Below are 25,945 nucleotides of genomic sequence, written 5' to 3' on the forward strand. Positions count from 1 at the left end.
AGATATGGCGGCTCTTTTTTGTGTTTCTGAAAGGAGTCATGTAATGGCAGTAGCAACAACTAAGAAAAAAACTAAGTTTGAGATGGTAATGGATGATTTTAAGGCATTTGCCAAGAACTTTGTAAAGATTGTAGACAATGAAGGGAATACAGTTCCTTTTCTTCTCAATTCCGAACAAAGTCAGTTCATTGACGAGATGCAGAAATTCAATATTATAGCCAAGTCCAGACAGATTGGTTTCAGTACTATGAGTTTGGCATATTGCTTATACAATGCGGTCAAGTATCCGAACACCAGTTACATGATTGTCTCATTGTCCGGTGAGTCAGTAACGGCATTGTTTGAACGTCTGAAGTTCATGAATGATAATCTGCCGAGAACTAAATATCCGTTCCCTAAGACAGACAGAGATAACCGTGGTGAACTGTGTTTAAGCAACGGTTCACGGGTACAGATTGCGGCAAGTGACGGTAAGCAGATAGGCCGAGGTAATACATATCAATTTGTGCTCTTATCTGAGTTTGCCTTTTATCAAGGTGACCAATCCAAGGTACTAACCAGTTTAGAGCAAGCATTAGCCAAAAACCCTACAAGTAAATTAGTAATTGAAACAACGGCTAACGGTACAGGTAACTATTACTATGACTTGTTTATTCGCTCTTGGAAAGGTAAGACGAACTATAAGGCGTTCTTCTATGGCTGGACAAGTAATGCGTATAAAGATCAGTTCAGGTTTGAACATGATATAGCCGAAGAGTGGTATAAGGTGCAGAACAAAGGACAGCGACTAAGTAAAAATGACCTGACAGAAGAAGAAAAGCGCATTATGGATATGGGTGCTAATCTGAGAATGTTGATGTGGAGACAATGGAAACTGTCATCCATGTCATTAACGGATTTTCAGACAGAGTTTCCTTCCTATCCAGAAGAAGCATTTAAGACAAGTGGACAGAATGTATTTGACCAATCCAAGATTCTGGAACGTTTAGAAAGTGTTCCTGAACCTATGGCAAAAGATGAGTTGAAAACTGAATTACCTGAATCGTTGCATAAGTTTATAGGTAAAGGTTTGAATGTCTACCATTTACCTAAACGTGGTGTTAAATACTACGGTGGAAGTGACGTATCAAGCGGCTCAGGCGGTGACTCATCAACATTAACATTGATGGATCTTGATGGGGTTCAGGTGCTTGCCTTTGCTCATAATAAGGTAAGTGTATATGAATTTGCAGAGATATTGAATACAATCGGCAGATATTATAACTATGCGTTCCTGGCTTGTGAGAAGAACAGTTATGGGCTTCCAGTGATCGAACGGTTACGGAATGACCATGAATATATGAATTTATATAAGCACAAAACCTTTGACCAGAAGGGTAATAAGAAGTTTGCTCTTGGCTGGCTTACTACAGATAAGACAAAAGCAATTATGATAAGTGACTTCAAGGAATCATTTGAAAAAGGGTTGATCCTTATTAACGATAGGGAAACTCTTCAACAAATGATTCTTTTTATTGAGGTAAACGGAAAAATGGGCAACAAGAAGGGTGCTAATAACCATGATGATATGGTCATTGCCCATGCTTTAGCCGTTCAAGCAAAGAAAAACAATAAATGGTATGTATAGGAGCGATGAAATGGGAACCGTTAATGAATTTATTGATGAATATGGATATAGTAACAATTGGTTTGTAGATTATGTTGGTGAAGTTCAGAACCAGATGCGAATCATGAATATTTTAGACGTTAAAGAATATCTGGCTGGTGTCCATGGTATCAATAAGCGTCCCAATGAAATGTTCAATGGTAAAGAGTTTGTTCCGAGACGGATCGTGCTTCAATATGCCAAGCGATTGCTTGAGTTTGGGACAGCGTATCTGATTGGCAATAAAGTTACTCTAACAGGGAATGAGAAGGTTGTTGAAGCCCTGAGGGGGATATATAAGAACGGATACGATAAGATTGATTTTGATATTGTACATAATGTGAATCGCTATGGTAACGCCTATGAGTATGTGTACGTGAAGGATGGCAAGATTACAAGCAAACTGATTGATGCAGCCGACTCATATCCAGTTGTAGACAGTGAGAATGAATACATTGCGTTTGTAGAGAGTTATACAATCAATCATGTTACTTTCTATAATGTTTACTATCCTGACCGTGTAGAGAAGTATACAAATGCAGGTGGAGATTTACATTTCAAGAATTCATACAATAATCTAACTGGGTTGCCTGTTATCTATCGTAATGATAATCCTATCAATGATGTATATGGACGAAGCGATTTAGAGGACTACATTACAATCCTGGACTCCATGGAAGACCTGATTAGTAAGAGTGTGGATGCATTCTATAAATACATTACAGGCATTCCTATTGTGAAAGGTCAGCCATTAAAAGGAGAAGGATTGCCTACTGATGTATTAGGTGGTGGGCTTGTTCTTGATTCAGATGCAGATTTTATGTTTGCTCAGAATCAATTTGATCATGATGCATTTGAAACCTTGTATAAACATTTGATGACCAGTTTGCTTGATATTAGTTGTACTCCTGCTGTAAGTATGGGCAAGGTTGATATTAGCAATCTGTCTGAGGTCAGTATTAAACTGCTCTTTAGTTTGGCTAATATTAGAGCAATGATGAGTGAAAAGTTTATCCGTGAAGGTATGAAGATAAGGCATGATAAGTTCAGAAAACTATTGGAGTTACAGGGGAAACGGTTTACGGATGAAGAATGGGAAACGTTAGATATTGTATTCCAATATGCTATGCCACAATCTGAGAAGGATATCATTGATAATCTGACTAAGTTGAAGGAGATGGGTGCTATCAGCATTGAAAGCATACTTGGGCATAGTCCGTATACAAATGATGTGAACAGTGAGATGGTAAGGTTAAGCAGTGAGAGAGACAGTGAAAGCAAGCGTAACAGTGAAGCAGATAATATTGCTAACTAAAAGTAAGTGTATGTGATGGATGCTGATTATGTGAAAATGTAGCGATAATATGGGGATGTAATGTAAAGTGTAATGTTCGCCAACGCGCACCTGTTACTATAGAAAGTATAGTGCAGGTGTCCCATTATATATAGCGCTGGACAGTATTGAGTCACAATTTCGTCACATTTTTTTCGCTTTTTTTGAGGAGTGTGCTGAATCCCCCCTAGATGGTATATAAGATATATTATGTACCATATAAACCACTATATTGAGTAGATAGTGGTCTATTTTGGTGTGTTTTAGAGCCGTTTAGCCAGTCATTTGTATTAATCTGCATATTTACAAGTGATCGGCGGTGGATTATGATGGAGCCAATACCCCAAATCTGGAAAATGTTCCGCTAGCATATGTAATTACACATGAACAAAAAAAGAAAAATGGAGGGAGATATAATGGAGGATAATAAACTACGCCCATATTCTCATAAGCATTTTAAATATGATGGTAGAAGTGAAATTCACGGATCAATCAATACCGATGATGATGTTAAGAAGATATTTGATGGCTGCGACAACATTATTAGTTACATGATTACTAAACATCTCCCACATAAATTACAAAGAGAAGATATTGTTATCATGGAAATGGAATTAGGTAAATATGAGATTGCGCTCAACAAGATATGTCAACTTCCTCATATGTTTTCTTTCTCATTGGAAGACAGAGCATTATTTAAAACAAAGTACAGTGAGTTGGTAAACAAAGTGCATGACTTTGACTTAATGCGCGTATCATGGAATTAAACTATTATGGGGAGGTCGCTCTATGCGTATAGAAGGGAAGCATACGTGCAATAGCAGATATAATAATTGTAATCATGAGTTTGAATGGATGGCCCAAATCCGTCAACATGCAAATTCAAGAATTATTGATGTGGAGAAGTATGACAAACCAGTTGGAAAAATAATAAACACTACCGATGACAAATATCTAGTTAGTATTTGGTGTCCAAAATGTAAGCAGGATAACCTAATTGAATATTCTCGCTTATAAGCACTCTTAATCGAGTGCTTGTGTTTTGCTTTCCACCAATTTCAGACCACTAACTACATAATTTTCCGAATCCATAAACCTATATTTTACCAATGTGGTATTATCGAAATATAAATTGGATCATTATTGTATATCGTAAAGGGGATATTATATGAAAATATTCATTGGTAGTGCATTGATTGCATTTGGTTTAATGTTCGCCGCTTTTAATGTTAACGCTTCTTATCTTTGGTTATCGCTAATAGGGGTTATCTGGCTTATCGTTGTCTCTTCTCAGGAAAATAGACAAGAACAGATGAGAAGTCAAGAAATTGCAGACAGACAATATACAATTGAAGGATTCAAGCCTAGTCAGCAATATGTATCTAAAGATAGTTCAATATCAATTGATGAAAATTCAAGTAAACTTCTGTTTTCGGATGAATCTGGTGATTACATAATTAATTTCTCAGATGTTGTTGAATCCGAAATTATTGAAAATGAATCTTCAGTAACTAAAACATCTAGAGGAAGTCAGTTGGGTGGCGCTATTGTGGGAGGAGTATTAGCAGGAGGAGCCGGAGCAGTCATTGGTGGTTTATCGGGTACTAAAAGTAGTAGTACTACTGTTAACAGCATCAGATTAAAAGTAGTTGTCGATGATTTTCAAAAGCCGAACTTCTATATTTACTTTCTCAACACACCAATTGGTTTAACAAAGGATAGCCCAGGATTAATTCAAGCACAACAAGATGCCCATCATTGGCACAGTATAATGAGTGTAATCATTCGAAGACAACATGCAATCCGCAACATAACTTAAATTAACAGCGCCTATCAGACCTACCTTCTCGGGTAGGTTTTTTGTTTACCTTAAATTGAAAGGAGCATTATAAATGAATCATATTGAACGGCTTGAACTCGAAACAAAAAACATCACGTTAACCTCGGCTGAGTTTTCTATTTATTTAGCAGAAGAGGGAGTTACAAATCCAGAATCTGAATATGATGCTTCATCTGCTGATGATAAACGTAAAATTTATTCGGCAGCATTATCCATATTGCACAGTGTAGCGAACAATCCAGCGCTCATGAAGGCCTATAAGAAAGATGATCTTACCGTTTCAGATTTTGCTGAGTCCCTTCAAAACCGGATTGACCAACTTGAACGGAAGATACGCAGCATGACCATTAATCAATCAAGTAACAATTCAAACACATTTATGTTGTTTAGCCGATAAGAGGTGAATGTATGATTAATTTATTTGACCATGATAATCAAGATTACGCTTTTCTGATGGAACAGTTTGGGACAGATGTTTTAGTCAATAACAATCCGACTCAAGCAATGATAGATAATACGAATCTTGAACAGGAATATGATGATAAGAAAATTTCTAGTCTGTCACCTCTGCATAGGGGTGACATTGTTATTTATGAAGATAATAAGTATCTGCTTGTTAGTGAAGTTAATGGGCAGCGGTATGACAAATACAAAGGAATCATGCGCCGATTACCTCATACTATTACAGTCAATGCTGGATGTCGTTTTATTGCTCTGGATTGCTTTATTACTGTTGGAAATTCAGGTATAACTGATGGGAAGGTACTATCTATCCAAGATGGGGAGATAACTGTCTACACTACACAGTATTATAATGATTCTGGACTTAAAATTGATACTAGATTCATCCTATACGGACAGGCATTTAAAATAGTCGGAATTGACCGTTTCAGTCAGCCAGGAATCATGATTATTAGATGTGAACAAGATTCCATTAATCCTGCTACAGATGATGTTGTAAATGGGATTGCAGGAGCATTGTCCTGCCCTGTAAACATCATTGATATCGAATCAAGTGTTTACGTGGGTTCCACTTTCCAATTGGAATATACAAGCACCAATAACGCCCCTGTGACGTTTTCAAGTACAGATGAATCAATTGCTACAGTTTCTAATACAGGGCTAGTAACAGCCATTAGAGCAGGTGTAGTTACAATTAGAATGTACAATGCAACACGTGAATCAATTCAGGATTTCATCATTGTTACGGTTGAGGAAATTCCAGCATCTTATACAGTTACCATTACAAGTACTGAATCAACACCTACAGAAATTCTCAAAAACAAAAGTAAGACTTATAATGCTACTGTTTACAACGGTGCAGATATTACAACAGGTAAAACAATCCTATGGGAAATGTTCGCTGACGATAAAGTTGCTACTACAGCACTAGCAGTGATAACAAGCAGAACAAATAATTCCTGTGTGGTTCGTGGTGACAATCTAGGTTACGTTCAATTGAAGGTATCATTGGTTGATGATCCATCAGTACATGCTTGGTATAGAATTAGAATTAAGAGTGCTCTTTAGACCACTAACCTAAAATTTGGATAAACCACTTTACATTCAAAGTTGACCACTATATAATTACACTATCGAGTTTTTAAGAGTGATGGTCATTGAATTATAAACGTTGATGGATAAGGGATAAACCGGTGCTGACTCCCAGTAATCTTGACAGGGTAGGGGTCATGGGTTCGATCCCCATCCGTCCTATATGAAGAAAACCTTGAGAAATCAAGGTTTTTTTGTTTATAAAATTCCCTCTACTAGTCAATGCTATCCTTAACAGGTAGCGTGAGCAGGAGGGATGATGTTGAAGAATAAAGACGACAGCTTGCCGGCTCGTAAAGCCGGTACAGTCATAGCGCTGGGCTGCATGCTGCTTCTGGCCGGGTGCAATATTCCAAGCCGGGCGGACACGCTGCCGCTGCTGGAGGCTCCGTCGTCACCGGTGCATAAGGATGTGTATGAGCGTTCGGTACGTGAGGACGTGTACCCATCTAGCGGGAGAGGGGAGCGGCTGATTCAGGAGCCGACGCTGAAGCCGTCAAGCCCGCTGCAGGGACGATAATGATATGAAGGCACTCTGTACGTATGAGAAAGGACGAGGAATGGTGAAGCTATTCCTCGTCCCATTTCCGGGAGTAGCCTTTTTTGATGGTGTAGAACATCGGAACAATCAGGATCACGGCGATGACAACCGCAGCCAGAATCGTGCCTCCAAGACCCATAAATATTTCCTCCTTCAGTGAAGCTATTCCTTTCACTATACAGAAAATCAATTGTTTTGTATAATGGTTCAGCTGTATACACAGACATTTATAATGACCGCTAATAGAACAAGCAGGGCGTGAAAGAGGTGCAGAACATGGCAGCAGAAATCATTAATGTATCGACAGAGGAAGAGCTCAGGGCTGCGCTCACAATCCGCAAGGAAGTGTTCGTGGAGGAGCAGAAGGTTCCTGAGGACCTGGAGATTGATGAATACGACAACCTGGATGCTGAAGCCCAGCATATCCTGATTAAATATGACGGGGAGTTTGCCGCAGCCGGACGCGTCATTCGTTACAACAAGGATGCAGCCAAAATGCAGCGAATTGCTGTACGGCAGGAATTCCGTACCAAAGGGCTCGGCCGGGTGCTCGTGCTGGCTATGGAAAATGCAGCGCGGGAGCTGAAGCTGGAATCCTCCGTACTGGACGCCCAGTGTCAAGCGGAAGGCTTCTATGCCAAGCTGGGCTATACTACCACTTCTACCGAGCCTTTCGATGATGCCGGAATTCCGCATGTACGCATGGTGAAGGAGCTGTAGGGTCTTGCCAAGACTGCATGCGTGCTGCATGAGAGGCCAGACGTGAAACCGAAAAAGAGCCTGTCCTCCTAACGCGGAGGGTAGGCTTTTCTTGCCTTAGTGGATTGTAGCCAGTCAGCCGCTACAGCTCATACACGCGGTGCTGCTCCAGAAACTTCATCAGGCCGGTGGAGTTGCGGAACTGCTCCATGTTGTCGGCATAATGCATGAGATGGATGTTGGACTGCAGCTCCTCCGGCAGGCTCAGCAGCTCGGAAAGCGTGGTATGCACCTGTCCTTCTCCCTCCAGCTGACACTCGTGCAGAATCGTATCGCAGCGGCGCTCTGTGACCAGCTGGTGCAGCAGCTGGGGATCAAAGGTCATATCGGCACTATAAAAGACGCGGCCATTGAGATACAAGGAATAGCTGTCCCTTCCGGGGATATGCCGGGTATGAATCAGCTCCACGGTGATGCCGGGCGAGAGATCGGCGGGCGTCCCTACCGGCAGCGGAATGACAGTAAACACATCCTCCAGCGATTCAATATATTTTTCCTGGTACAGACCGCCTTTCAGGGTGTTTTCCCACAGCGGGCCTGCCAGAGGCTCTGCAAGGTACAGCGGGATTTTACGCTGGTATCTCATTTTCATCTGGAACGCGAGCTCCTCCAGTCCTCCTACATGATCGGCGTGGGTGTGCGTGATTAGCACGGCATCAATAGAGTCCCAGGAGCGTCCCAGCTGATGGAGGGCCGTAGGTGCGGTGACGCCGCAGTCGACCATGAGTGTAAAGTTCTCATCAAAGATCAATGCATTATTGTTGAAATACTTTCGGGAAAAAGCGCTGCCGGTACCTAGCATTTGCAATTTCAAGGTCAATGGAATCCTCCTCCTTCTTATCCATTTCATGCGATTGGACATACTGATATTGTACCTAATCAACGTCTTCTGCACCATTCCCGGTAAAATACACATAAATTACGTGATTCTCCGCAACTTTACTTTTTGTCGTGTAGTATACACATGTATCAGCGAGAATCAATGGAGGGGATTAATGGACATGAAGGTAAAGCTGGGTTGGAAAAAAATCACAGCCGCAGCTCTGGTCATCACGTTAATGAGCGGAAGCACGCTGTTGTTTGCAGATTCGATTCAGGACAAGATCCGGGTGTTGATGAATGGTCGGGAGCTGAAGGATGGTGCCTATCTGATTGATAATAAGATTTATGTGCCGCTGCGGGATATGAATGCAGCCTCAGACTGGGATAAAAGTGCCGGCAAGGTACAGGTCGTGAAGCCGAATGTACATATCTTTCTGTTCAAGGGAGATACGGCATTCGGGAACGTGAACCGGGGCAAATTAAAGTTTAACGTGTTCAGCCAGGTGGATTCCGTGCATGATGATGTGGAGTCCGTCAAGGTAGCGATTGAAGATCCTTCAGGCAGCATCAAGGACATTCAGTCTCAGAGCAACCTGCAGGGCAAGGATAATTTCTGGTTTCGAACCTATGACTTTACGTACGATTTCGATACCGTCGGCAAATATTCGGTAGGCTTCTATGTCAAGCTGACGGGAAACTCGGGCTATGAAAAGGTTGCCGAAAAAATCATTACTGTGCTGAAATAAGCCCGATCATTGTAGGTTCACCCGATGGACCTCGCAGTGATCAAGCGGGGCTCTGCCTGAAATTGACCTGGTCCCGGCTTCCGTGTTACCATACCAAGGATTGATAATTTAATTGAAGTGAGGTTTAACATTCAATGAGTGATCACACACATGGACATGACCATGATCATGACCACGACGCCGAGGAATTCGTACTGACCTTGACCGATGAACAGGGCAAGGAAATGGAAATGGTTCTGGTGGAAACGTTCGACGTGGGCGAGAAGCTGTACGCTCTTCTGCTGGAGCGCAACAATCCGGGAGCAGACGGCGTGATCCTGCGTATGGAAGAAGAGGACGAGGAAATGGTTCTCTATAACATTGAAGATGAAGACGAATGGAACGCGGTGGAAGAGGCTTATAACGAGCTCGTTGCCGCTCAGGAATAAGGCTTGCAAACTAAACAGCGGTGCTCGGGAGATGATCCTGAGCACCGCTGTTTGTTTGTACTACGTGCAAAGCGTCGCCTGCATCGGCAAAGATGAGTGTCAATTAGAAGATTGCATCCGCCTCAATAATGACCTTGACGTTCTGAATGCTGCGGTCCTCCGGACCTTTTACCGGCAGCCCGACATCGACGTGATCTGTGATGTAATCGATGTTGTCCTGGGAAATGACCTCTCCAGGGAGGAGGATCGGGATTCCCGGCGGATACACATAAATAAATTCGGCAATAATCCGGCCGGCAGATTCTTTAAACGGAATGACCTCGGTATCCCCGTAGAAGGCGTCGCGCGGAATGAGTGAGAGCTGCGGAATCTCCGGCACTTTGACGATCAGCTCGTTAATTTCATTCCGATTGTGATGCTCCTGAGACAGCTCTTTCAAAGCCGTAATGAGCGTCTCTACCGTATCCGGCGTGTCACCCGGCGTAATCAGGCACAGGATATTGTACATATCACTGAGCTCCACCTCAATGTTGTATTTCTCCCTGAGCCAGTTCTCTGTTTCATAGCCGGTAATTCCCAGATGGCGGACATGGATTGTGACCTTGGTAGGATCAAGGCTGTAGGTGGCCTCTCCGCCCAGAATATCGTCTCCGAAGCAGTAAAGCCCTTCAATCTCATTGATAGAGCGGCGGGCATGCTGGGCCATTTCGATCGCTCTGGAAGCCATCTCTCGTCCGTGCAGCGCCAGGTTGCGTCTGGAGGTATCCAGGGAAGCCAGCAGAATGTACGAGGTTGAGGTCGTCGTCAGCATACTGATAATGGTCTGAACCCGGAACGGATTAATGTACCCGTTCTTGGTATTTACATTCAGTACGGAGCTTTGCGTCATGGAGCCGCCCAGCTTGTGGACACTGGTCGCCGCCATATCGGCGCCGGCCTGCATGGCAGACATCGGCAGGTCCTCGTGAAAATGAATAAGCACCCCATGGGCTTCATCAACCAGCACGGGAATATGATAGCTGTGCGCCAGATCCACAATCTCCTTGAGATCCGCGCTGACACCGAAATACGTCGGGTTGATGACGAGCACCGCTTTGGCGTCAGGATGACGCTTCAGAGCCTTGCGGACCGAGCTGATCGTAATGCCGTGGTCAATGCCCACATTATGATCCTGTGCCGGAGACACAAACACCGGCTTCGCCCCGCTGAAAATGATCGCGGACAGCACCGATTTATGCACATTGCGCGGCACGATAATTTTGTCCCCGGGAGAGCAGACGGACATAATCATCGTCATGATGGCACCGCTCGTGCCCTGGACACTGAAAAAAGTGTAGTCTGCGCCAAATGCATCGGCGGCAAGCTTCTGCGCCTGCTCGATGACGCCTGTCGGCTGATGAAGATCATCGAGGGGAGCGATATTAATTAAATCTATGGAAAGGGCATTATCACCGATAAACGCCCGAAATTCTTGATCGGTTCCCAGGCCCTTCTTATGTCCTGGAATGTGAAACTGCACCGGATTGTTTCCCGCATGCTCCTTCAGTGCGGTAAAGAGCGGTGTTACGCTATGGTCCATGGAAGCTGTCACAACCTTTCTGTATCTAGAGATTTAAACAAATTGAGTATAGCAAAATAGGGGGGGAATGCAAGCAAAGCTTTTGGAGGCGTGGTGCCCCGACCGAGCTTGCTGCAGTCCTTGTCCCCCAGTAACAGTATTGGCGTCTGCCTTGAATATCAATCAAAAGCCGGGCTCGCAAGGATGCAAGCCCGGCATGTTTACATTTAGAAAGACAGCCTGTACAGCGGCAGTAACGTTTCGAAGGTGTTCTGAATCATACCGGACAGCTCCTCGCCGTTCATTCGGGAGGCCTCCTCCCGAGGGATGCGCAGCCCGCACATCACCTCGGCCTTCTTCACCTGCTTCAGCTTCCGGATGAGCTCGGCGAATGCCTCGCTGTCCATTTGCTCATGCGGGGTGCCTTCAGGCTTCATATGATCGGTGGACCAGTAAAAGCTCTCTGGCAGCTGCTTGCGGATCTCCGGCAGCTGCTGCTCCAGGTGCCCGGCAAACACCGTTTTGTTCGGGCTCTCGTAAATAATCGCGAAAATGACAAACACGTGGGACTCGAACATGCCCACTTCAAAATGCGGCAGCGCCTTATATCCCCGCTTCCCTGCCGCCCAGGCCACCCAGGTGTCCACAGGAGGATTGACAGTGCGCCGGGCATGCTTCGCCACATGAACGAACATTTCCTCCCCGCAGATTGCCGATACGAAAGGCGCGAGCTCTGCGCCAAGGGCTTCAAGCTTCGGGCGCACGTTTTCAATCAGCGCATCCATCCGGGCCTCCAGGCCGGGAACAGTAAATACATCAAAATCTTTTGCATCAAATCCGGTAAAGCTCATACGTCAACAGCCTTCCTGTATATTAGTGGTGAAACGTTGAAGTCCTCTAAGAACGGCTCAAAAATAGTCAATAAACCAAGGTACCGTTACATAAGATGAAGTATAAGATATAGATAAGACTTTCGTCAAAATCGTAAGACATGATAAGGGCCGCACCCGCAAATGGACAAAGCGCAGGAGTACCAAGGAGGGAGTGCCGTGAATAAGAGCGAGGAAGTAGAGTATTGCAATCTGGAGCTCCGGTTTGAACGCCGGCATATCCAGGAGCTGATCAAGGATTTGATTCAGGAGGGGTATTCGCTTTACTGGAGTGAGAATGAAGCCCAGTTTGTCATTTCGATCCGCACCGGAAGGAAGCTCGTGAAGCTGAAGTTCCAGCGGACAGGAAGCGGCTTTAAGCTGGTCGGGGATTACATGATCAAGGACCCCAAGCTGTCGGAGTGGATGGAGAAGCTGATTGAGAACACTCGCGGCCACGCCGTTGTGAAACGATTCAAGGATCGGCAAATCCTCATTGAGAATATTTTATTCGGAGAAGTCATCCGCCTGGTCGAGATCTCCGGGTACCGTCAGCGAGTCTTGTATCAGAAGGGCACTCCCATGACGGAGCAGGAGATGATCCGGATGTTCGAGTCCAGGGAAGGTGAGCAGCGGCTGCTGCTCTGCAGACTGGAGACGGACGACGAGCTTGAGAAGCTGTATAATGCCCTTCAATCCGGGGATGCTAAAGCGGCGGCAGAATGCAGGCAAAAGCTGGAGGAGCTTGCTTTGGAGCTGTTCCGGCTGGAGTGGTAATCCTGAACTGCGTTAAGCCTATGCGTATGATCCATCAAATATGAATACACGAAAAACACCTCCGGTCACCAGGGGTGTTTTCGCGCGGCCTTTGGCAGCAGGGGTTCACTTCTCCGCAGAAAAACGTTAATATAAGAGTGTTGTAAACAAAACGGTGTATGAATCGGCACTGTGAGACTACAAATTTAGAGCAAAGGATGGAGAACCAACAAATGGCAAAGCAACAGATTGGTGTCATTGGCCTTGCTGTAATGGGCAAGAATTTGGCTCTTAATATTGAGAGCAGAGGCTTCACGGTTTCCGTATATAACCGTTCCCCGCAAAAGACGGAGGACCTGCTGAAGGAAGCGGAAGGCAAGAACCTGACAGGGACCTTCTCTGTGGAGGAATTTGTGGAGTCGCTGGAAACTCCGCGCCGTATTCTTATTATGGTACAGGCAGGACAAGCTACTGATGCTACAATTGAGCAGCTGCTGCCTCACCTGGATCAGGGCGATATTATTATCGACGGCGGCAACGCCTACTTCCCGGATACCGTTCGCCGCAACAAGGAGCTGGAAGCGAAGGGCTTCCGTTATATCGGAGCCGGCGTATCCGGCGGCGAAGAAGGAGCACTGAAGGGGCCTTCCATCATGCCAGGCGGACAGAAGAGCGCTTATGAGCTGGTAGAGCCGATCCTTACGGCTATTTCTGCAAAAGTAAACGACGAGCCTTGCTGTACATATATCGGGCCGGACGGCGCAGGACATTATGTGAAGATGGTCCACAACGGCATCGAGTACGGCGATATGCAGCTGATCTGCGAAGCTTACCAGCTGCTGAAGGATGTACTGGGCATGGAAGCTCCGGAGCTTCATGAAATCTTCACGGAATGGAACAAGGGCGAGCTCGACAGCTACCTGATCGAGATCACCGCTGACATTTTCTCCAAATATGATGAGGAAACCGGCAAGCCGATGGTTGACCTCATTCTGGATACGGCCGGACAGAAGGGCACCGGCAAATGGACAAGCCAGAGCTCCCTGGACCTGGGCGTGCCTTTGTCCATGATCACGGAGTCTGTATTCTCCCGCTTCCTGTCCGCGATGAAAGAAGAGCGTGTTCAGGCGAGCCAGATTCTGAGCGGTCCTCAGGCCGAGAAGTTCTCCGGAGACAAAGCTGAATTTGTGGAAAATGTCCGCAAAGCTCTGTTTGCCTCCAAGATCGTATCCTACGCACAGGGCTTTGCCCAGCTGCGTGCGGCTTCGGACGAGTACAACTGGGATCTGCAATACGGCGAGCTGGCCAAAATCTGGCGCGGCGGCTGCATCATCCGTTCCCGTTTCCTTCAGAACATCACAGATGCCTACAATAACGACCCACAGCTGAACAACCTGCTGCTGGATCCGTTCTTCAAGGACATCATCGAGAACTACCAAAGCGCTTGGCGTAAAGTGGTAGCATCTGCTGTATCCATGGGTATTCCGGTGCCGGGCTTCTCCAGTGCGCTGGCGTACTACGACAGCTACCGCTCTGCGAACCTGCCTGCGAACCTGCTTCAGGCGCAGCGGGATTACTTCGGCGCTCACACGTTCAAGCGTGTGGACAAGGAAGGCGTATTCCACTTCAACTGGATGGACTAAGACCAGCTTTCAGTGTTAAGGCCGTTCAGGATGTCAGCCAGACAGGCGCGGATTTCCTCACTGCAGGTGTGGATCGCTCCGCGGCTGTCCATGAGCAGCAGGACCGCCCGGCAATAGCCTGAATAGCTTTGCAGTAACTGTGACTTCGTAAGCTCCTGCGCAGCAGGATCGAGCGAAGTCACTTTTTTATGCGCATAATGCAGCACCCACATGATGTCTTCACGGCATAAAGGATGTGAGGGCTTCTGAATAAGGCCCAGCCGCCTCGACGTTCCCGGTGTACCTGCGGAGCCTGGTTCATTCATACTTTTAATCACTCCTGACTCTGAGCGAATCTAGTGGTACTGCTATTAGGTATATGACAATACGAGGAAAGATAGACTTCCTGCTCGGTATAAAACTAGATGCGGAGGTCATTGTCCAGTCTTTTGGCCCTATGGTATGATAATGAAAAACTTGAAACTGCTAGACTAACAGATGGGGGGAGCCTATGGAGCAGCGTAACATCAGCATCGTCCTGATCGGGATGATGGGCACTGGCAAAAGCACCGCAGGCCGCTGGATCGCGGAACAACTGGGTTATGAGTTTGTCGATCTGGATCATGAGATTGAGGTGGCCGCCGGCAAACGTATTCCTGATCTATTCGCTGAGGATGGAGAGCCGGCGTTTCGGGATCTGGAGTCGGCCGTTCTTGCAAAGGTGCTGTCCTGCAGCAAGCGGGTCATTGCAACCGGAGGCGGGGCTGTGCTTTCAGAGAGCAACTGTGAATTGATGAAGCGCCAGGGCTGGGTTGCAGCATTGACCGCCGGGGCGGAGAGCATTGTGGAACGCGTGCGGAAAGATCAGGGAAGGCCATTGCTGGCGGGAGGAGACTTGGAGCTAAAGGTCAGAACTATCCTGGAAGAGCGGAAAGACTGCTACCGGTTCGCGGATGTGACGGTGGATACGACAGGAATTTCCGCTGAAGAGGTAGGCCGGCAGATTTTAATGCATTACCGCGTTTAAGATGCATACGAGCGTATAACAAAAGACAGGAATCCAGAGATTCCTGCCTTGCGTAATTCATTGGGGTAGCCGCACCCTATTCGTTGTCGTCGGCGTTCCACTCCAGCATGCCGCCCTGCATATTAACAAGCTTGTCCAGGCCTTGCTGGCTCAGGTAATCGCATACGCGCTGGCTGCGGCCGCCGCTGCGGCAGATGAAGATCACTTCCTGATCAGCCGGAATTTCCTGGATTCGGTCCGGGATTTCACCCATGGGAATATGCTTCGCACCGGGAATCATGCCCTGTGCTACTTCATCGTCCTCGCGGACATCAATCATGTAAAGCTTCTCTCCATTGTCCAAGCGGCTGCGCAGCTCGGAGGGAGTAATCTGGGGAATAGAACTCATATTCAAAGAACCTCTTTTCTGTAATGGGTCTGTTATTTGCTTGTTCTATGATACCGAAGCTGCGTTTTGCCTGTCAATTTCCTGTCTTGTGCCACCTTTATAACCTGTACTATTATTGTCAAAAGGAGAGATTACATAACATGGACGTTATTGTGAGACCGACCGCTGCATTGAGCGGTTCTATTGGAGCCTTGTCCTCCAAAAACTATACGACCCGCTATCTGCTCGTAGCCGCACTGGCAGAAGGAACAAGCACCATTTATTACCCGGCCCGCAGTGAGGACAGCGACGCGATGAGACGCTGTATTCAGGATCTGGGGGCTGTTCTTGAAGAGGATGAAGAGAAAGCGGTCATTACCGGCTTCGGCAAGCATCCCAAGAACGTGAAGGAGCTGAATGTAGGTAACGCGGGAGCAGTTCTTCGCTTCTTGATGGGAATTGCGGCACTGACCGAAGAAGTACATTTTGTGAATACGTATCCGGATTCTTTGGGCAAGCGTCCTCATGATGACCTGATTGACGCTCTGGGTCAGCTGGGGGTTGAGGTTGAGCATCACGGGGGCCGGCTGCCGATGACCATCCGCGGCGGCAAGCCGCAGGGCGGTTTGATTACGGTGTCTGGCGAGGTCAGCTCGCAGTATTTAAGCTCCTTGCTGTTCCTGACTCCGCTGCTTGAGGGCGATAGCGAGATTACCGTGACCGGTGATCTGAAGTCCAAGGTAGTCATCGGCCAGACGCTGGAGGTGCTGGAGCAGGCAGGAATTGTGATTCAAGCGAGTGAGGATTACAGCAAGTTCCGTGTACCTGGCGGACAAGCGTACCAGGCGAAGACGTATACTGTGCAGGGCGACTACCCGGGTTCGGCCGCCGTGCTGGCGGCCGCCGCAGTCACTCAGTCGGATGTGACGATTCGCAATCTGTCGCCGGACAGCAAGCAGGGAGAGCGCGCCATTATTGATGTGCTGAAGGCTATGCAGGTTCCGCTGACGCATGAGAATAACGATGTGCGCGTACAGGGCAATGGCCGGCTTCAAGGCTTGGAGTTTGACGGCGATACCGCAACGGATGCCGTGCTGGCTATGGTGGCGGCAGCTGTTTTTGCTGAAGGGACGTCCCGTTTCTACAATGTAGAGAATCTTCGCTACAAAGAATGTGACCGCATCACGGATTATTTGGCCGAGCTTACCAAAGCCGGTGCCCGTGTCGAAGAACGGCAGTCGGAAATCATCGTCCATGGCCGGCCGGAGGGCGTGGAAGGCGGAGTGGAGATCAATGCGCATTATGATCATCGCGTCATTATGGCACTGACCGTGGTCGGCCTCCGTGCAAGCCAGCCGCTGAGAATCAAGGATGCACATCATGTGGCCAAATCGTATCCCCAGTATTTCGACCATCTCAAGGCGCTTGGCGCAAATGTAGAATGGGTAGAATAATAACGTAACGACGGACGCGAAGGCCGCAGCCTGAGCGCAAGAAAGGCGGGATGACACGTGGCATTTCAGAATCCAGCCCGGGAAGAGATTGGCAATATACTTGCTAATGCGGGCAGCATCGCTGTTGTTGGCTTGTCTGACAAGCCGGATCGAACCTCGCATCTGGTGTCAATGGCCATGCAGAGCCGGGGGTACCGGATCATTCCGGTGAATCCCGGCGCGGAGCACATCCTCGGAGAAACCTGCTATCCTTCTCTGGCAGACATTCCGGAGCCCGTAGACATCGTCAACGTGTTTCGCAGAAGTGAGTACTGCGCTGAAGTGGCTCAGGAAGCGGCAGCGATCGGCGCCAAGGTGCTGTGGCTTCAGCAGGGCATCTGGAGCGAAGAAGCAGCCCGGATCGCGCAGGAGAACGGGATGACGGTCATTATGGACCGCTGCATCAAGGTCGAGGATGCCATCACCGGGGGAAGGTCATAAGCGCTGTCTGGCGCGAGAGAAGACAGGTCCTATGCAGACGTAGGACCTGTCTTCTTTTTGCCTGCAGCAACCCCTTTTGACAAAAGCCGGAGCAGCGCTTACCATCTAAGTTAGAAAGGAGGGCTTGCCTTGAATTGGTTGGGCTCTTTACAGCAGCTGGGGCGGGCGGTTATGCTTCCCACCATGGCGCTGCCCGCGGCAGCTCTCCTGCTGTCGTTCGGAAGCCTGCCGTGGGCAGCCTGGGGTGCGGAATCCCTGGGCACGATTGCTACCGCGGCCGGCCATGGCGTGTTTTATTACATGCCGTATTTGTTTGCTATTGGCGTAGCTTGGGGATTGTCCAATCAGGGCGGTCCCGCAGGACTGGCAGCGCTGGCAGGCATGTTTATTTATGATCAGGTGACGGGCACAGCAGGAGATGGGGAGATTCAGCCCTCGACGCTGATCGGGATTATTTTTGGATTAGTATCCAGCCTGGTGTATAACCGGTTTAAGCATATCAAGCTGCCGGAGGCGATTCAGTTTTTTGGAGGGTCGCGGTTTGTTCTTCTCATTATGGGACTGTTCTCGGCACTGTTTGCCTGGGGGATGGTCGGGCTGGCGCCAAGGATACAGGGAGGCATGGAGTCATTTTATGAGCTGACTGTGCATCTGGGCGGCTTCGGCTTGTTTCTGTACGGTATTTTATATCGGGTGCTCGCCGCATTCGGGCTTCATCATCTTCTCAACAATGTGTACTGGTTCCAGTTAGGCACGTATGAGACGCCGGACGGGACGGTGGTGCAAGGGGATTTGCCCCGGTTTTTTGCCGGCGATCCGACGGCGGGTGACTTTATGGCCGGGCTGTTCCCGATTATGATGTTTGCCCTGCCGGCAATCGCTTTTGCCATCATTCAGGAAGCGCGAGAGGATCTGAAGCCCAAGGTGAAAAAGACGTTCATGCGCTCTGCACTGGTATGCTTTTTGACCGGGGTATCGGAGCAGATTGAATTCGCTTTTCTCTTTGCTTCACCGTATTTGTATATCGTGCATGCGCTGATGGCAGGCTTTGCCATGGTGCTTACCTATATGCTGAACATCCACCACGGCTTCTCCTACTCTGCAGGCTTTATTGATTTCGTCATTAACTTCCACCTGTCGCAAAATGCCTGGATGCTCATTCCGATCGGCCTGGCATATGGACTGGTGTATTACTTCCTGTTCCGGTGGGCGATCCGTACTTTCGGCATTCCAACGCCGGGCCGGGAGGAAGGGTCCGCTCTGGAGGGCTGGGCCGGCAACATTCCATATCAGGCTCCGCTTATTCTGGAGGCGCTGGGGGGCAAGGACAATATCGTCCAGGTGGAGTCCTGCATGACACGCCTGCGGCTGACGGTGTACAATGACCGCCAGATTGATGCCAATGCGCTGAAGCTGCTCGGCTCTGCCGGATTGATCAAGCTTGGCGGAGGCAATGTGCAGGTCGTCTTCGGTACGTACTCCGAGCTGATTCGGGAGGAGATTAACAAGCTGATGCAGCGGGATCTGCCGCGCGTGCTGTTCAGCGCGCCGGTACAGGGCCGGATGCTGCCGATTGAAGACGTTCCGGATGATATATTTGCCGCCAAGCTCGTGGGCAACGGCGTCGCGTTTATCCCGGACAAGGGAGAGCTGGTGTCGCCCGTCTTCGGAACCGTGATGCATGTGTACCCAACGATGCATGCAGTGGGTATCGCCACACCGGAGGGGCTGGAGGTGCTCATTCATATCGGCATCGACACTTCGCAGCTGAAGGGTCCGTTCCAGGCTGTAGTGAAGGAGGGCGACGAGGTTGAGCCCGGCCAGCTGCTGGTGAGGTTTGACCTGGGCTATCTGAAGACGCACGCCGCGTCGCTGGCGACACCTATGGTCATTACGAACCCCGACAAGGTCAAGTCCTGGAGCTATGCACCCTTCAAATCGGTGAAGAAAGGGCAGACCTCGGTACTATCGGTGGTGTTAAATGAAAGCAATCCTGGGGGTAGAGAGAAATGATTCAAGGTATTGGCGCAGCAGCTGGTGTTGCGTTCGGGAAGGCCTTTGTGCTTCCGCACTGGGAGCTCGATCTGCCGGAGTCCCAGAAGGACGCTGTTGATTTGGCGAGAGAGTTTGAACGGCTGTATGAGGGCATCCGGACGTCCAAGAACGAAATCGAATATATCAAGAATGAATTTAAGGAAATGGTCGGCGGTGAGGAATCGCATATTTTTGATGCGCATCTGGCGATTCTGGAAGATCCGGTATTTATGAATGAAATTCAGGGCTTGATCGAACGTCAGTACAAGGCGGCAGAAGTCGCAGTCAAGGAAGCCATTGACCACTTTGTCACGATGTTCGATCTCTTGGATGATGAATATATGAAAGAGCGGGCCATGGACATCAAGGACGTCGGCAATCGCCTGCTCAAGCATTTGCTGGGGGCGCCAGAGGTCACGCTTCCCTCTGATACCCAGCCCTATATTCTCGTAGCGAAGGAGCTGTCTCCATCGCAGCTGGCGCATTTGAATCCATCTCACGTGCTCGGAATCGTAACGATGGCAGGAGGGAAGACCTCGCATTCCGCTATTATGGCGCGGGCCATCGGGATTCCGCTCGTTTCGGGTGTGGAGAATCGGCTCGAGAAGCCGATTCAGACCGGAGACTACCTGGCACTGGATGGAGAAAAGGGATGCCTGTACGTGAATCCGGACACCGAGGTCATTGAGCACTATCGAAGCCTGCGTGAACAGCAGCTGCAAAAGAAAGAGCAGCTTCAGCTGCTCTCCTCGGTGGATGCGGTCACCAAGGATGGCTTCAGCTTCCGGCTGGCAGCCAACATGAACTCGCTGAAGGAGCTGGACACGGCCCTGCATCATGGTGCGGACGGCGTAGGTCTGTTCCGGACGGAGTTTCTGTATATGGACCGGCAGGATTTTCCGACCGAAGAGGAGCAGTTCCAGATTTATCGCCAGGCCGCCGAGAGAATGGCAGGGGCACCGGTCGTCATCCGGACCCTCGATATTGGGGGAGACAAGCAGCTGGAATATTTTCCACTGGCAGAGGAAGAGAACCCGGTTCTGGGCTACCGCGGAATCCGGATCACGCTGGACCGGACAGAGCTGCTGCACACCCAATTAAGAGCCATCCTGCGGGCAAGCAAGCATGGCCAGATGAAAATTCTGTATCCTATGATTTCCTCCGTGGATGAGCTGAAGCAGGCCAATGCCGTGCTGAAGCAATGTATGGAAGAGCTAGACGGAAGAGGCATTCCGTATGATCAGGATATTGAGGCGGGCATTATGATCGAGGTGCCGGCGGCGGCCATGATTGCCGATATACTGGCTAAGGAATGCGATTTCTTCAGCATTGGCACCAATGATCTCGTGCAGTACGTACTGGCTGTGGACCGGATGAATGAGCAGATTGCATCCATGTACCAGCCGTTCCATCCGGCTGTGCTGCGCATGCTGCGCACAACAGTGGACGCGGCGAAGGAAGCGGGTATTCCGGTCAGCGTCTGCGGAGAGCTGGCTGGGGATGAACGGGCCATTCCGTTATGGCTGGAGCTGGGAGTCAATCAGCTCAGTATGTCTCCGCTGTCCCTGCTTCGGGTGAAGCACCGCATCCTGAATACAGCTGCCGTATCAGCCCAGCAGGAAGCCAAAGCCTGCTTTACGCTGAGCTCCAGTACAGATATCGAGGATCGCCTCAGCCGGTTCGCTCTGGCTCAGCCTTCATAAATTTCATAGGCATACAAGCAACAGGCCTGTCCCGAATTTCTCGGGACAGGCCTGTTGCGGCTGAAGTGCACTTAGACTTTGGCCAGCGCATCGCAGAAGGCTTGGCCGTATGGAGGCAGGTCGGCTGGCCGGCGCGCAGAAACGATATGTCCGTCCGTGATGACCGGCTCATCCACCCACGTTGCTCCGGCGTTCTCCATATCATCGCGAATACCGGGAGTCGAGGTTACAGTAACCCCCTGTAATATTTTAGCGGAGATCAGCACCCAGCCAGCGTGGCAGATCTGACCGATCGGCTTGCGGTCGGCATCCATCTGGCGTACCAGCTGAAGCACCTGATCATAGCGGCGAAGCTTGTCCGGCGCCCATCCGCCTGGCACCAGAATGCCGTCATAATCCTTGCTGTCGAGCTCATCAAAAGCGTATTCTGCCGTTGCCGGCACACCGTATTTGCCGATATAGGTCTTTCCTTTCTCCAATCCGGCAAGATGCACCTCTGCACCTTCCTCCCGAACTCTGTACACGGGATACCACAACTCCAGATCTTCAAATTCTTCATCGAGCAATGCAATCACTTTTTTACCGGTCAATCTCATTACAGCAAGTCTCCTTTCAAGATCTCAGGGTTTTAGAATCAACGTCTCATCCTGTAACAGACTCTATAATTATAACAAACTAAATCGGACCATTAAAATCAGGGATGGTAAATAAAGCATAATTTGATTTATTCAAGGATTCTGAAAGGATTTTTGTTATGATAGTAGAATAGTACTATGAGAATAAGGACCCGGTAACGACATCCATGACGGAATCAGAGGTGGCCCCATTGTTGAAGAAATGTACTTGTGGACAAATGATGGAATTAAACCTAAGAACACTGTTTTTCTCCAAAAAAGAAAGTATTACTCACGTTCCCGTGAATGTTTGCGAGGATTGCGGAGTCTATGAGCTCTTGCCGTGCATCAAGCAGGAGGTTGTCAATTACGTGACCTCAGTGAAAGCAGGGCAAAGCGGCGGTGAAATCTCGCTGACGGACCTTTACGAGCCGGCTGCCCTGCTGAAAGAGATTCTCTCAGGACCGCTGGAAGACAGCTTCCAGCTGCCCGAGAAATGCAAGGATTTGATCGGAGAACATATTAATATGCTTCTAGACCTATACCGATTCGCCAAAAGCGAGGGCGATGGTGACTGGATGGCAGACATCAACGAACGCCTGGAGGCTATGACGGTCTTTCTAAAGTCGATTCAGCCGTCTTCAGATATTTACGCGAGCTGATTTGTCGTATGGTGTCGAGTTTGTTGGATTTTTCACGATCGTTTTGTTAGGATATAGAGTAGGAACTTCAAAATATGGAGGGAAGGTATATCCGATGGCGACGATGACAAAAATGACTTCAAGAGATCAACTGCAGGCTGCGCTGGAGCGTACCTCCGACCGGGCGATGCTTCTGTTCAAGCACAGTACCCGCTGCCCGATCAGTGCAGCTGCTTATGATCAGGTTCTGGCCTATTTGAAAGGGGAGCCTCAGGAAGGCTTTGAATACATGATGATTGATGTGATTGCTGACCGGGCGGTGTCGAATGAAGCGGCGGAGAGACTGGGCGTGAGACATGAATCGCCGCAGGTGATTGTGGTTCAAGACGGCCAGCCGGTATGGCATACATCGCACTATCAAATCACGGCAGGCGAGCTGGACAGCAAGCTGAAGAGCCTGTAATGTAAGGGCTTGACATTGCACAAAGCCGTATTTTGTCGTATCATAAATGTAATTATTAGGCGAACGTTTTTTTGAAAATTTATTGGCAATGGAGAGAAGGAATTTGACGGTAACAATTTATGATGTGGCGCGCGAAGCAGGCGTATCCATGGCCACAGTGTCGAGGGTTGTGAACAACAACCCCAATGTGAAGCCACAGACCCGGAAGAAGGTTTATGAAGCAATAGAGAGATTGGGATATCGTCCGAATGCGGTGGCAAGAGGCCTTGCCAGCAAGAAGACCACCACGGTAGGTGTGGTCATTCCGGACATCTCGAACTCGATCTTTGCCGAGATTGCCCGCGGGATTGAAGATATCGCCAATATGTATCACTACAATATTATTTTGTGTAATGCGGACAAGCGGAAAGAGAAGGAAATCCGTGTTATTAATACACTGCTGGAGAAGCAGGTGGACGGACTGCTCTTCATGGGTGGAACGGTTACAGATGAGCATATCCAGGCGTTCCAGACCTCTGCTGTTCCCATCGTGCTCTGCGCAACCAGTGACGAGAAGGGCTCGTACCCTTCGGTCGATATCGATCATGAGCAGGCGGCCTTTGATGCGGTCAGCACACTGATTCGTCATGGTCATCGCGAGATTGCAATGATCAGCGGTACCTTGCAGGATCCGGCGAACGGCTACGCCCGCTTCCAGGGATATAAGAAGGCGCTTGAGGCAGCTGGTATCGAGTATCAGGAGGACCTGGTACGAATCGGCAATTACCGGTATGAGTCCGGTGTGGAAGCCATGAAGTATTTCCTGGGCCTGAAGAAGAAGCCAACTGCTATCTTCGCTGCTACAGACGAGATGGGCATTGGTGCGATCCACAGCATCCAGGATGAAGGGCTCAAGGTACCGGATGACTTTTCGATTATGAGCGTAGACAACATTCGAATGGCCTCCATGGTTCGTCCTCAGCTGACCACAGTGGCTCAGCCGATGTACGACTTGGGCGCGGTAGCTATGCGGTTGCTGACGAAGCTGATGAAGAAGGAGAATGTAGAGAATCCGCGCGTCATTTTGCCGCATGAGACGATTCTGCGTTTGTCCGTGAGTCACGTGAACGACTAAGACTTAGTATGAAATGCAATCAATATAGTGAGAGAGCCCCTTTCCGGGGCTTTTTCGATTGGATAACTATAATTCGTTGTGAAGGAGCTGTAAGTAGATGAAGAGCCATACAGTCGGCCTGATTGGCGCGATGGATGAAGAGATTGAATTGCTGCTTAATGAGATGGAGTGCAGTGAGAGAGTTGTGAAGGCAGGAATTACATATGTGAAGGGTACTTTACAGGGGAAAGAGGTCGTGGTCTGCAAATCCGGCGTCGGTAAAGTCAATGCTGCGATTACGACCCAGGTGCTCATTGACAGCTTCGGGGTCTCCCAGATCCTCTTTACAGGTGTGGCCGGAGCCCTGGATCCGGAGCTTAATATAGGCGATATTGTTATTTCTTCCTCCTGCATGCAGCATGATATGGATGTGACACCGCTTGGCTTCCAGAGAGGAGTCATCCCGTATCAGGAGGTTTCTGATTTTCCTGCAGACAAGGAGCTGGTATTCTTGGCAGAGGACGCGTGCCAGACGCTGGAGGATGTCAGCTACAAGATTGGCCGCGTGCTCTCGGGGGATCAGTTCATTGCAAGCCGGGAGACGGTTGAGCTGCTCTATAGCGAGCTCCAGGGCGCATGCGCAGAGATGGAAGGCTCGGCTGTGGCCCAGGCCTGTTATATGAACGGGGTGCCGTTTGTTGTGATTCGCTCTATGTCGGATAAGGCAGATGGCTCGGCCCATGTGAATTTTGCCGAATTTACAGTGGCTTCCTCCCGGCGTTCTCACAGGATTGTGAGCCGCATGCTGAGTCAGCTGGGTACGGTGCAGTAAACATACAAGACGCTATGGAAAAGCCTTCTTCGCCCAGGTACATTCGGGTCGAGGAGGCTTTATGATGTTTGTGGGGGGATCAAGCTTCAATACATAATGCGCTGCTGAAAACGAATGCGGTCAAACTGCTCCTTCGACGACAGTGGAACCTTGCTGCCAATGCGAACCATGAGACAATTAGCCGGATGGGAGCAAATTTCGGGATCGTCAGTGGCATACCACTCCATATCAACCACCTTCATGAGGCGCTCCATCATGTTGCGGTAATCCCAGACGTTCAGTCCGCTGCCCTGCAGGTCCCAGTGCCAATAGTATTCCGTCGTAAACACAATATAGGCTTCCAGCTGGCCGTCCTCGAAGGCGGTCTTGATCAGGTGCTGGCCGAGACCTAGGCTGCGGTAATCATCCGCCACCTCGATGGCTCCTAATTCTATCAGATCTTCCATATTGCCTTGTGACCAGCGTTCCAGCTCGTCCGGATAGTGGAAGGTTACATATCCTACAATGGTATCGTTATCAATAGCTGCAATAATCCGTCCTTCGGGAAGTCCGGCGATCTCAATCAGCGCTTCATGCTGATCGGCAGGGCGGCGGAAGGCATCCAGGTGAGGATGCATGCTCAAATCGGCCAGAGCCTGTGCAGGAATCGGCCCTTCCACCTTTATACGGCGATCTTCCGGATACAAGAGATGAGACTTGAACAGCTTGGGATGCTCCATCTAGTACGCTCCTTTCGGGTACCTACCCTACTTATAGCAAAAAAA

The 25,945-nt window shown here is 48.8% G+C and carries 28 protein-coding genes; 21 read left to right on the forward strand and 7 right to left on the reverse strand.

Features of this window, described 5'->3' with window-relative positions:
• Positions 1-43 precede the first annotated feature (43 nt).
• The 8 genes from ACH6EH_RS10530 to ACH6EH_RS10565 all read left to right on the forward strand — a co-directional run bounded on the left by ACH6EH_RS10530 (position 44) and on the right by ACH6EH_RS10565 (position 7,633).
• Complete coding sequence (locus ACH6EH_RS10530; protein ID WP_397332271.1) at positions 44-1,627, forward strand: phage terminase large subunit family protein; 1,584 nt, start codon at positions 44-46, stop codon at positions 1,625-1,627.
• Between the two features lie 10 nt (positions 1,628-1,637).
• On the forward strand, positions 1,638-2,960 hold the full coding sequence (locus ACH6EH_RS10535; RefSeq protein ID WP_397332272.1) for a phage portal protein: 1,323 nt from the start codon (positions 1,638-1,640) through the stop codon (positions 2,958-2,960).
• 434 nt (positions 2,961-3,394) lie between these two features.
• A complete protein-coding gene (locus ACH6EH_RS10540) occupies positions 3,395-3,745 on the forward strand; it encodes a hypothetical protein (protein WP_397332273.1) in 351 nt (116 codons plus the stop codon).
• A 401-nt stretch (positions 3,746-4,146) separates the two neighbouring features.
• Positions 4,147-4,797 carry a hypothetical protein gene (locus ACH6EH_RS10545; protein WP_397332274.1) on the forward strand — a complete coding sequence of 217 codons (651 nt, stop codon included), beginning with the start codon at positions 4,147-4,149 and terminating at the stop codon, positions 4,795-4,797.
• A 73-nt stretch (positions 4,798-4,870) separates the two neighbouring features.
• Complete coding sequence (locus tag ACH6EH_RS10550) at positions 4,871-5,215, forward strand: hypothetical protein (RefSeq protein WP_397332275.1); 345 nt, start codon at positions 4,871-4,873, stop codon at positions 5,213-5,215.
• An 11-nt stretch (positions 5,216-5,226) separates the two neighbouring features.
• Positions 5,227-6,348, forward strand: a complete 1,122-nt coding sequence (locus ACH6EH_RS10555) for an Ig-like domain-containing protein (protein WP_397332276.1) — start codon at positions 5,227-5,229, stop codon at positions 6,346-6,348.
• A gap of 280 nt (positions 6,349-6,628) precedes the next feature.
• Positions 6,629-6,892: a hypothetical protein gene (locus tag ACH6EH_RS10560; RefSeq protein WP_397332277.1), complete on the forward strand. Its 264-nt coding sequence runs from the start codon at positions 6,629-6,631 to the stop codon at positions 6,890-6,892.
• A gap of 297 nt (positions 6,893-7,189) precedes the next feature.
• On the forward strand, positions 7,190-7,633 hold the full coding sequence (locus tag ACH6EH_RS10565) for a GNAT family N-acetyltransferase (RefSeq protein WP_397332278.1): 444 nt from the start codon (positions 7,190-7,192) through the stop codon (positions 7,631-7,633).
• Positions 7,634-7,754: 121 nt separating this feature from the next.
• On the opposite strand, the gene ACH6EH_RS10570 is transcribed toward ACH6EH_RS10565, so the two are convergent.
• Entirely contained in the window at positions 7,755-8,492 is a 738-nt protein-coding gene (locus ACH6EH_RS10570; protein WP_397332279.1) for an MBL fold metallo-hydrolase, read from the reverse strand.
• A 193-nt stretch (positions 8,493-8,685) separates the two neighbouring features.
• Here ACH6EH_RS10570 and ACH6EH_RS10575 point away from each other — a divergent pair, with 193 nt between their 5' ends.
• Complete coding sequence (locus ACH6EH_RS10575) at positions 8,686-9,240, forward strand: copper amine oxidase (RefSeq protein ID WP_397332329.1); 555 nt, start codon at positions 8,686-8,688, stop codon at positions 9,238-9,240.
• 134 nt (positions 9,241-9,374) lie between these two features.
• Complete coding sequence (locus tag ACH6EH_RS10580; protein WP_397332280.1) at positions 9,375-9,668, forward strand: DUF1292 domain-containing protein; 294 nt, start codon at positions 9,375-9,377, stop codon at positions 9,666-9,668.
• Positions 9,669-9,771: 103 nt separating this feature from the next.
• Here ACH6EH_RS10580 and ACH6EH_RS10585 read toward each other — a convergent pair whose 3' ends face one another.
• The gene (locus tag ACH6EH_RS10585; RefSeq protein WP_208203973.1) at positions 9,772-11,247 is read right to left on the reverse strand and encodes an aminotransferase class I/II-fold pyridoxal phosphate-dependent enzyme; all 1,476 of its coding nucleotides are present in this window, start codon (positions 11,245-11,247) and stop codon (positions 9,772-9,774) included.
• 206 nt (positions 11,248-11,453) lie between these two features.
• Positions 11,454-12,077 carry a DUF1054 domain-containing protein gene (locus tag ACH6EH_RS10590; protein ID WP_397332281.1) on the reverse strand — a complete coding sequence of 208 codons (624 nt, stop codon included), beginning with the start codon at positions 12,075-12,077 and terminating at the stop codon, positions 11,454-11,456.
• Between the two features lie 198 nt (positions 12,078-12,275).
• Here ACH6EH_RS10590 and ACH6EH_RS10595 point away from each other — a divergent pair, with 198 nt between their 5' ends.
• Both ACH6EH_RS10595 and gndA read left to right on the forward strand, forming a co-directional pair.
• A complete protein-coding gene (locus tag ACH6EH_RS10595; protein ID WP_397332282.1) occupies positions 12,276-12,872 on the forward strand; it encodes a hypothetical protein in 597 nt (198 codons plus the stop codon).
• Between the two features lie 212 nt (positions 12,873-13,084).
• Positions 13,085-14,494, forward strand: coding sequence for an NADP-dependent phosphogluconate dehydrogenase (gene gndA, locus ACH6EH_RS10600; RefSeq protein WP_138225370.1), 1,410 nt, complete (start codon positions 13,085-13,087; stop codon positions 14,492-14,494).
• Here the strand turns inward: gndA and ACH6EH_RS10605 are convergent.
• Positions 14,491-14,799, reverse strand: a complete 309-nt coding sequence (locus tag ACH6EH_RS10605) for a hypothetical protein (RefSeq protein WP_397332283.1) — start codon at positions 14,797-14,799, stop codon at positions 14,491-14,493. The two genes, gndA and ACH6EH_RS10605, sit on opposite strands and share 4 nt — an antisense overlap.
• A gap of 185 nt (positions 14,800-14,984) precedes the next feature.
• Between ACH6EH_RS10605 and ACH6EH_RS10610 the strand changes: the two genes are divergently transcribed.
• A complete protein-coding gene (locus ACH6EH_RS10610) occupies positions 14,985-15,500 on the forward strand; it encodes a shikimate kinase (protein WP_397332284.1) in 516 nt (171 codons plus the stop codon).
• Positions 15,501-15,576: 76 nt separating this feature from the next.
• On the opposite strand, the gene ACH6EH_RS10615 is transcribed toward ACH6EH_RS10610, so the two are convergent.
• The gene (locus ACH6EH_RS10615; protein ID WP_138225373.1) at positions 15,577-15,888 is read right to left on the reverse strand and encodes a rhodanese-like domain-containing protein; all 312 of its coding nucleotides are present in this window, start codon (positions 15,886-15,888) and stop codon (positions 15,577-15,579) included.
• Between the two features lie 140 nt (positions 15,889-16,028).
• Here ACH6EH_RS10615 and aroA point away from each other — a divergent pair, with 140 nt between their 5' ends.
• From aroA to ptsP, 4 genes are all read left to right on the forward strand, one after another.
• Positions 16,029-17,321, forward strand: coding sequence for a 3-phosphoshikimate 1-carboxyvinyltransferase (aroA, locus tag ACH6EH_RS10620; RefSeq protein ID WP_397332285.1), 1,293 nt, complete (start codon positions 16,029-16,031; stop codon positions 17,319-17,321).
• A 57-nt stretch (positions 17,322-17,378) separates the two neighbouring features.
• Complete coding sequence (locus ACH6EH_RS10625) at positions 17,379-17,801, forward strand: CoA-binding protein (RefSeq protein ID WP_397332286.1); 423 nt, start codon at positions 17,379-17,381, stop codon at positions 17,799-17,801.
• 129 nt (positions 17,802-17,930) lie between these two features.
• Positions 17,931-19,814, forward strand: a complete 1,884-nt coding sequence (locus ACH6EH_RS10630; protein WP_138225376.1) for a glucose PTS transporter subunit IIA — start codon at positions 17,931-17,933, stop codon at positions 19,812-19,814.
• Positions 19,811-21,538, forward strand: a complete 1,728-nt coding sequence (gene ptsP, locus ACH6EH_RS10635; protein WP_397332287.1) for a phosphoenolpyruvate--protein phosphotransferase — start codon at positions 19,811-19,813, stop codon at positions 21,536-21,538. The genes ACH6EH_RS10630 and ptsP overlap by 4 nt, the downstream gene beginning before the upstream one ends.
• Positions 21,539-21,609: 71 nt before the next feature.
• Here the strand turns inward: ptsP and ACH6EH_RS10640 are convergent, their stop codons facing one another.
• Entirely contained in the window at positions 21,610-22,134 is a 525-nt protein-coding gene (locus ACH6EH_RS10640) for a type 1 glutamine amidotransferase domain-containing protein (RefSeq protein WP_208203978.1), read from the reverse strand.
• 257 nt (positions 22,135-22,391) lie between these two features.
• Between ACH6EH_RS10640 and ACH6EH_RS10645 the strand changes: the two genes are divergently transcribed.
• From ACH6EH_RS10645 to ACH6EH_RS10660, 4 genes are all read left to right on the forward strand, one after another.
• Positions 22,392-22,814 carry a hypothetical protein gene (locus tag ACH6EH_RS10645; RefSeq protein ID WP_138225379.1) on the forward strand — a complete coding sequence of 141 codons (423 nt, stop codon included), beginning with the start codon at positions 22,392-22,394 and terminating at the stop codon, positions 22,812-22,814.
• A 94-nt stretch (positions 22,815-22,908) separates the two neighbouring features.
• Positions 22,909-23,256 carry a bacillithiol system redox-active protein YtxJ gene (gene ytxJ, locus ACH6EH_RS10650; protein WP_397332288.1) on the forward strand — a complete coding sequence of 116 codons (348 nt, stop codon included), beginning with the start codon at positions 22,909-22,911 and terminating at the stop codon, positions 23,254-23,256.
• Positions 23,257-23,359: 103 nt separating this feature from the next.
• Entirely contained in the window at positions 23,360-24,370 is a 1,011-nt protein-coding gene (ccpA, locus tag ACH6EH_RS10655) for a catabolite control protein A (protein WP_397332289.1), read from the forward strand.
• A 97-nt stretch (positions 24,371-24,467) separates the two neighbouring features.
• Complete coding sequence (locus ACH6EH_RS10660; RefSeq protein ID WP_397332290.1) at positions 24,468-25,181, forward strand: 5'-methylthioadenosine/adenosylhomocysteine nucleosidase; 714 nt, start codon at positions 24,468-24,470, stop codon at positions 25,179-25,181.
• 86 nt (positions 25,182-25,267) lie between these two features.
• Here ACH6EH_RS10660 and ACH6EH_RS10665 read toward each other — a convergent pair whose 3' ends face one another.
• Positions 25,268-25,900 (reverse strand): GNAT family N-acetyltransferase, encoded by a 633-nt coding sequence (locus ACH6EH_RS10665; RefSeq protein WP_397332291.1) that lies wholly within the window; start codon positions 25,898-25,900, stop codon positions 25,268-25,270.
• Positions 25,901-25,945: the final 45 nt, after the last annotated feature.

Origin of the sequence: Paenibacillus sp. JSM ZJ436, assembly GCF_044383795.1 — a bacterium.
In the GTDB taxonomy this organism is placed as follows: domain Bacteria; phylum Bacillota; class Bacilli; order Paenibacillales; family Paenibacillaceae; genus Paenibacillus_AQ; species Paenibacillus_AQ algicola.

Excerpts from the sequence above, each read along its gene's own strand:
- ACH6EH_RS10610 (WP_397332284.1), top strand. The coding sequence starts at position 14,985 with ATGGAGCAGCGTAACATCAGCATCGTCCTGATCGGGATGATGGGCACT.
- ACH6EH_RS10545 (WP_397332274.1), top strand. The coding sequence starts at position 4,147 with ATGAAAATATTCATTGGTAGTGCATTGATTGCATTTGGTTTAATGTTC.
- ACH6EH_RS10615 (WP_138225373.1), bottom strand. The coding sequence starts at position 15,888 with ATGAGTTCTATTCCCCAGATTACTCCCTCCGAGCTGCGCAGCCGCTTG.
- ACH6EH_RS10580 (WP_397332280.1), top strand. The coding sequence starts at position 9,375 with ATGAGTGATCACACACATGGACATGACCATGATCATGACCACGACGCC.
- ACH6EH_RS10640 (WP_208203978.1), bottom strand. The coding sequence starts at position 22,134 with ATGAGATTGACCGGTAAAAAAGTGATTGCATTGCTCGATGAAGAATTT.
- ACH6EH_RS10535 (WP_397332272.1), top strand. The coding sequence starts at position 1,638 with ATGGGAACCGTTAATGAATTTATTGATGAATATGGATATAGTAACAAT.
- ACH6EH_RS10665 (WP_397332291.1), bottom strand. The coding sequence starts at position 25,900 with ATGGAGCATCCCAAGCTGTTCAAGTCTCATCTCTTGTATCCGGAAGAT.
- ACH6EH_RS10590 (WP_397332281.1), bottom strand. The coding sequence starts at position 12,077 with ATGAGCTTTACCGGATTTGATGCAAAAGATTTTGATGTATTTACTGTT.
- ACH6EH_RS10660 (WP_397332290.1), top strand. The coding sequence starts at position 24,468 with ATGAAGAGCCATACAGTCGGCCTGATTGGCGCGATGGATGAAGAGATT.
- ACH6EH_RS10605 (WP_397332283.1), bottom strand. The coding sequence starts at position 14,799 with ATGAATGAACCAGGCTCCGCAGGTACACCGGGAACGTCGAGGCGGCTG.
- ACH6EH_RS10645 (WP_138225379.1), top strand. The coding sequence starts at position 22,392 with ATGATGGAATTAAACCTAAGAACACTGTTTTTCTCCAAAAAAGAAAGT.
- ptsP (WP_397332287.1), top strand. The coding sequence starts at position 19,811 with ATGATTCAAGGTATTGGCGCAGCAGCTGGTGTTGCGTTCGGGAAGGCC.
- ACH6EH_RS10550 (WP_397332275.1), top strand. The coding sequence starts at position 4,871 with ATGAATCATATTGAACGGCTTGAACTCGAAACAAAAAACATCACGTTA.
- gndA (WP_138225370.1), top strand. The coding sequence starts at position 13,085 with ATGGCAAAGCAACAGATTGGTGTCATTGGCCTTGCTGTAATGGGCAAG.
- ACH6EH_RS10585 (WP_208203973.1), bottom strand. The coding sequence starts at position 11,247 with ATGGACCATAGCGTAACACCGCTCTTTACCGCACTGAAGGAGCATGCG.
- ACH6EH_RS10560 (WP_397332277.1), top strand. The coding sequence starts at position 6,629 with ATGATGTTGAAGAATAAAGACGACAGCTTGCCGGCTCGTAAAGCCGGT.
- ACH6EH_RS10530 (WP_397332271.1), top strand. The coding sequence starts at position 44 with ATGGCAGTAGCAACAACTAAGAAAAAAACTAAGTTTGAGATGGTAATG.
- ACH6EH_RS10565 (WP_397332278.1), top strand. The coding sequence starts at position 7,190 with ATGGCAGCAGAAATCATTAATGTATCGACAGAGGAAGAGCTCAGGGCT.
- ACH6EH_RS10540 (WP_397332273.1), top strand. The coding sequence starts at position 3,395 with ATGGAGGATAATAAACTACGCCCATATTCTCATAAGCATTTTAAATAT.
- aroA (WP_397332285.1), top strand. The coding sequence starts at position 16,029 with ATGGACGTTATTGTGAGACCGACCGCTGCATTGAGCGGTTCTATTGGA.
- ACH6EH_RS10555 (WP_397332276.1), top strand. The coding sequence starts at position 5,227 with ATGATTAATTTATTTGACCATGATAATCAAGATTACGCTTTTCTGATG.
- ytxJ (WP_397332288.1), top strand. The coding sequence starts at position 22,909 with ATGGCGACGATGACAAAAATGACTTCAAGAGATCAACTGCAGGCTGCG.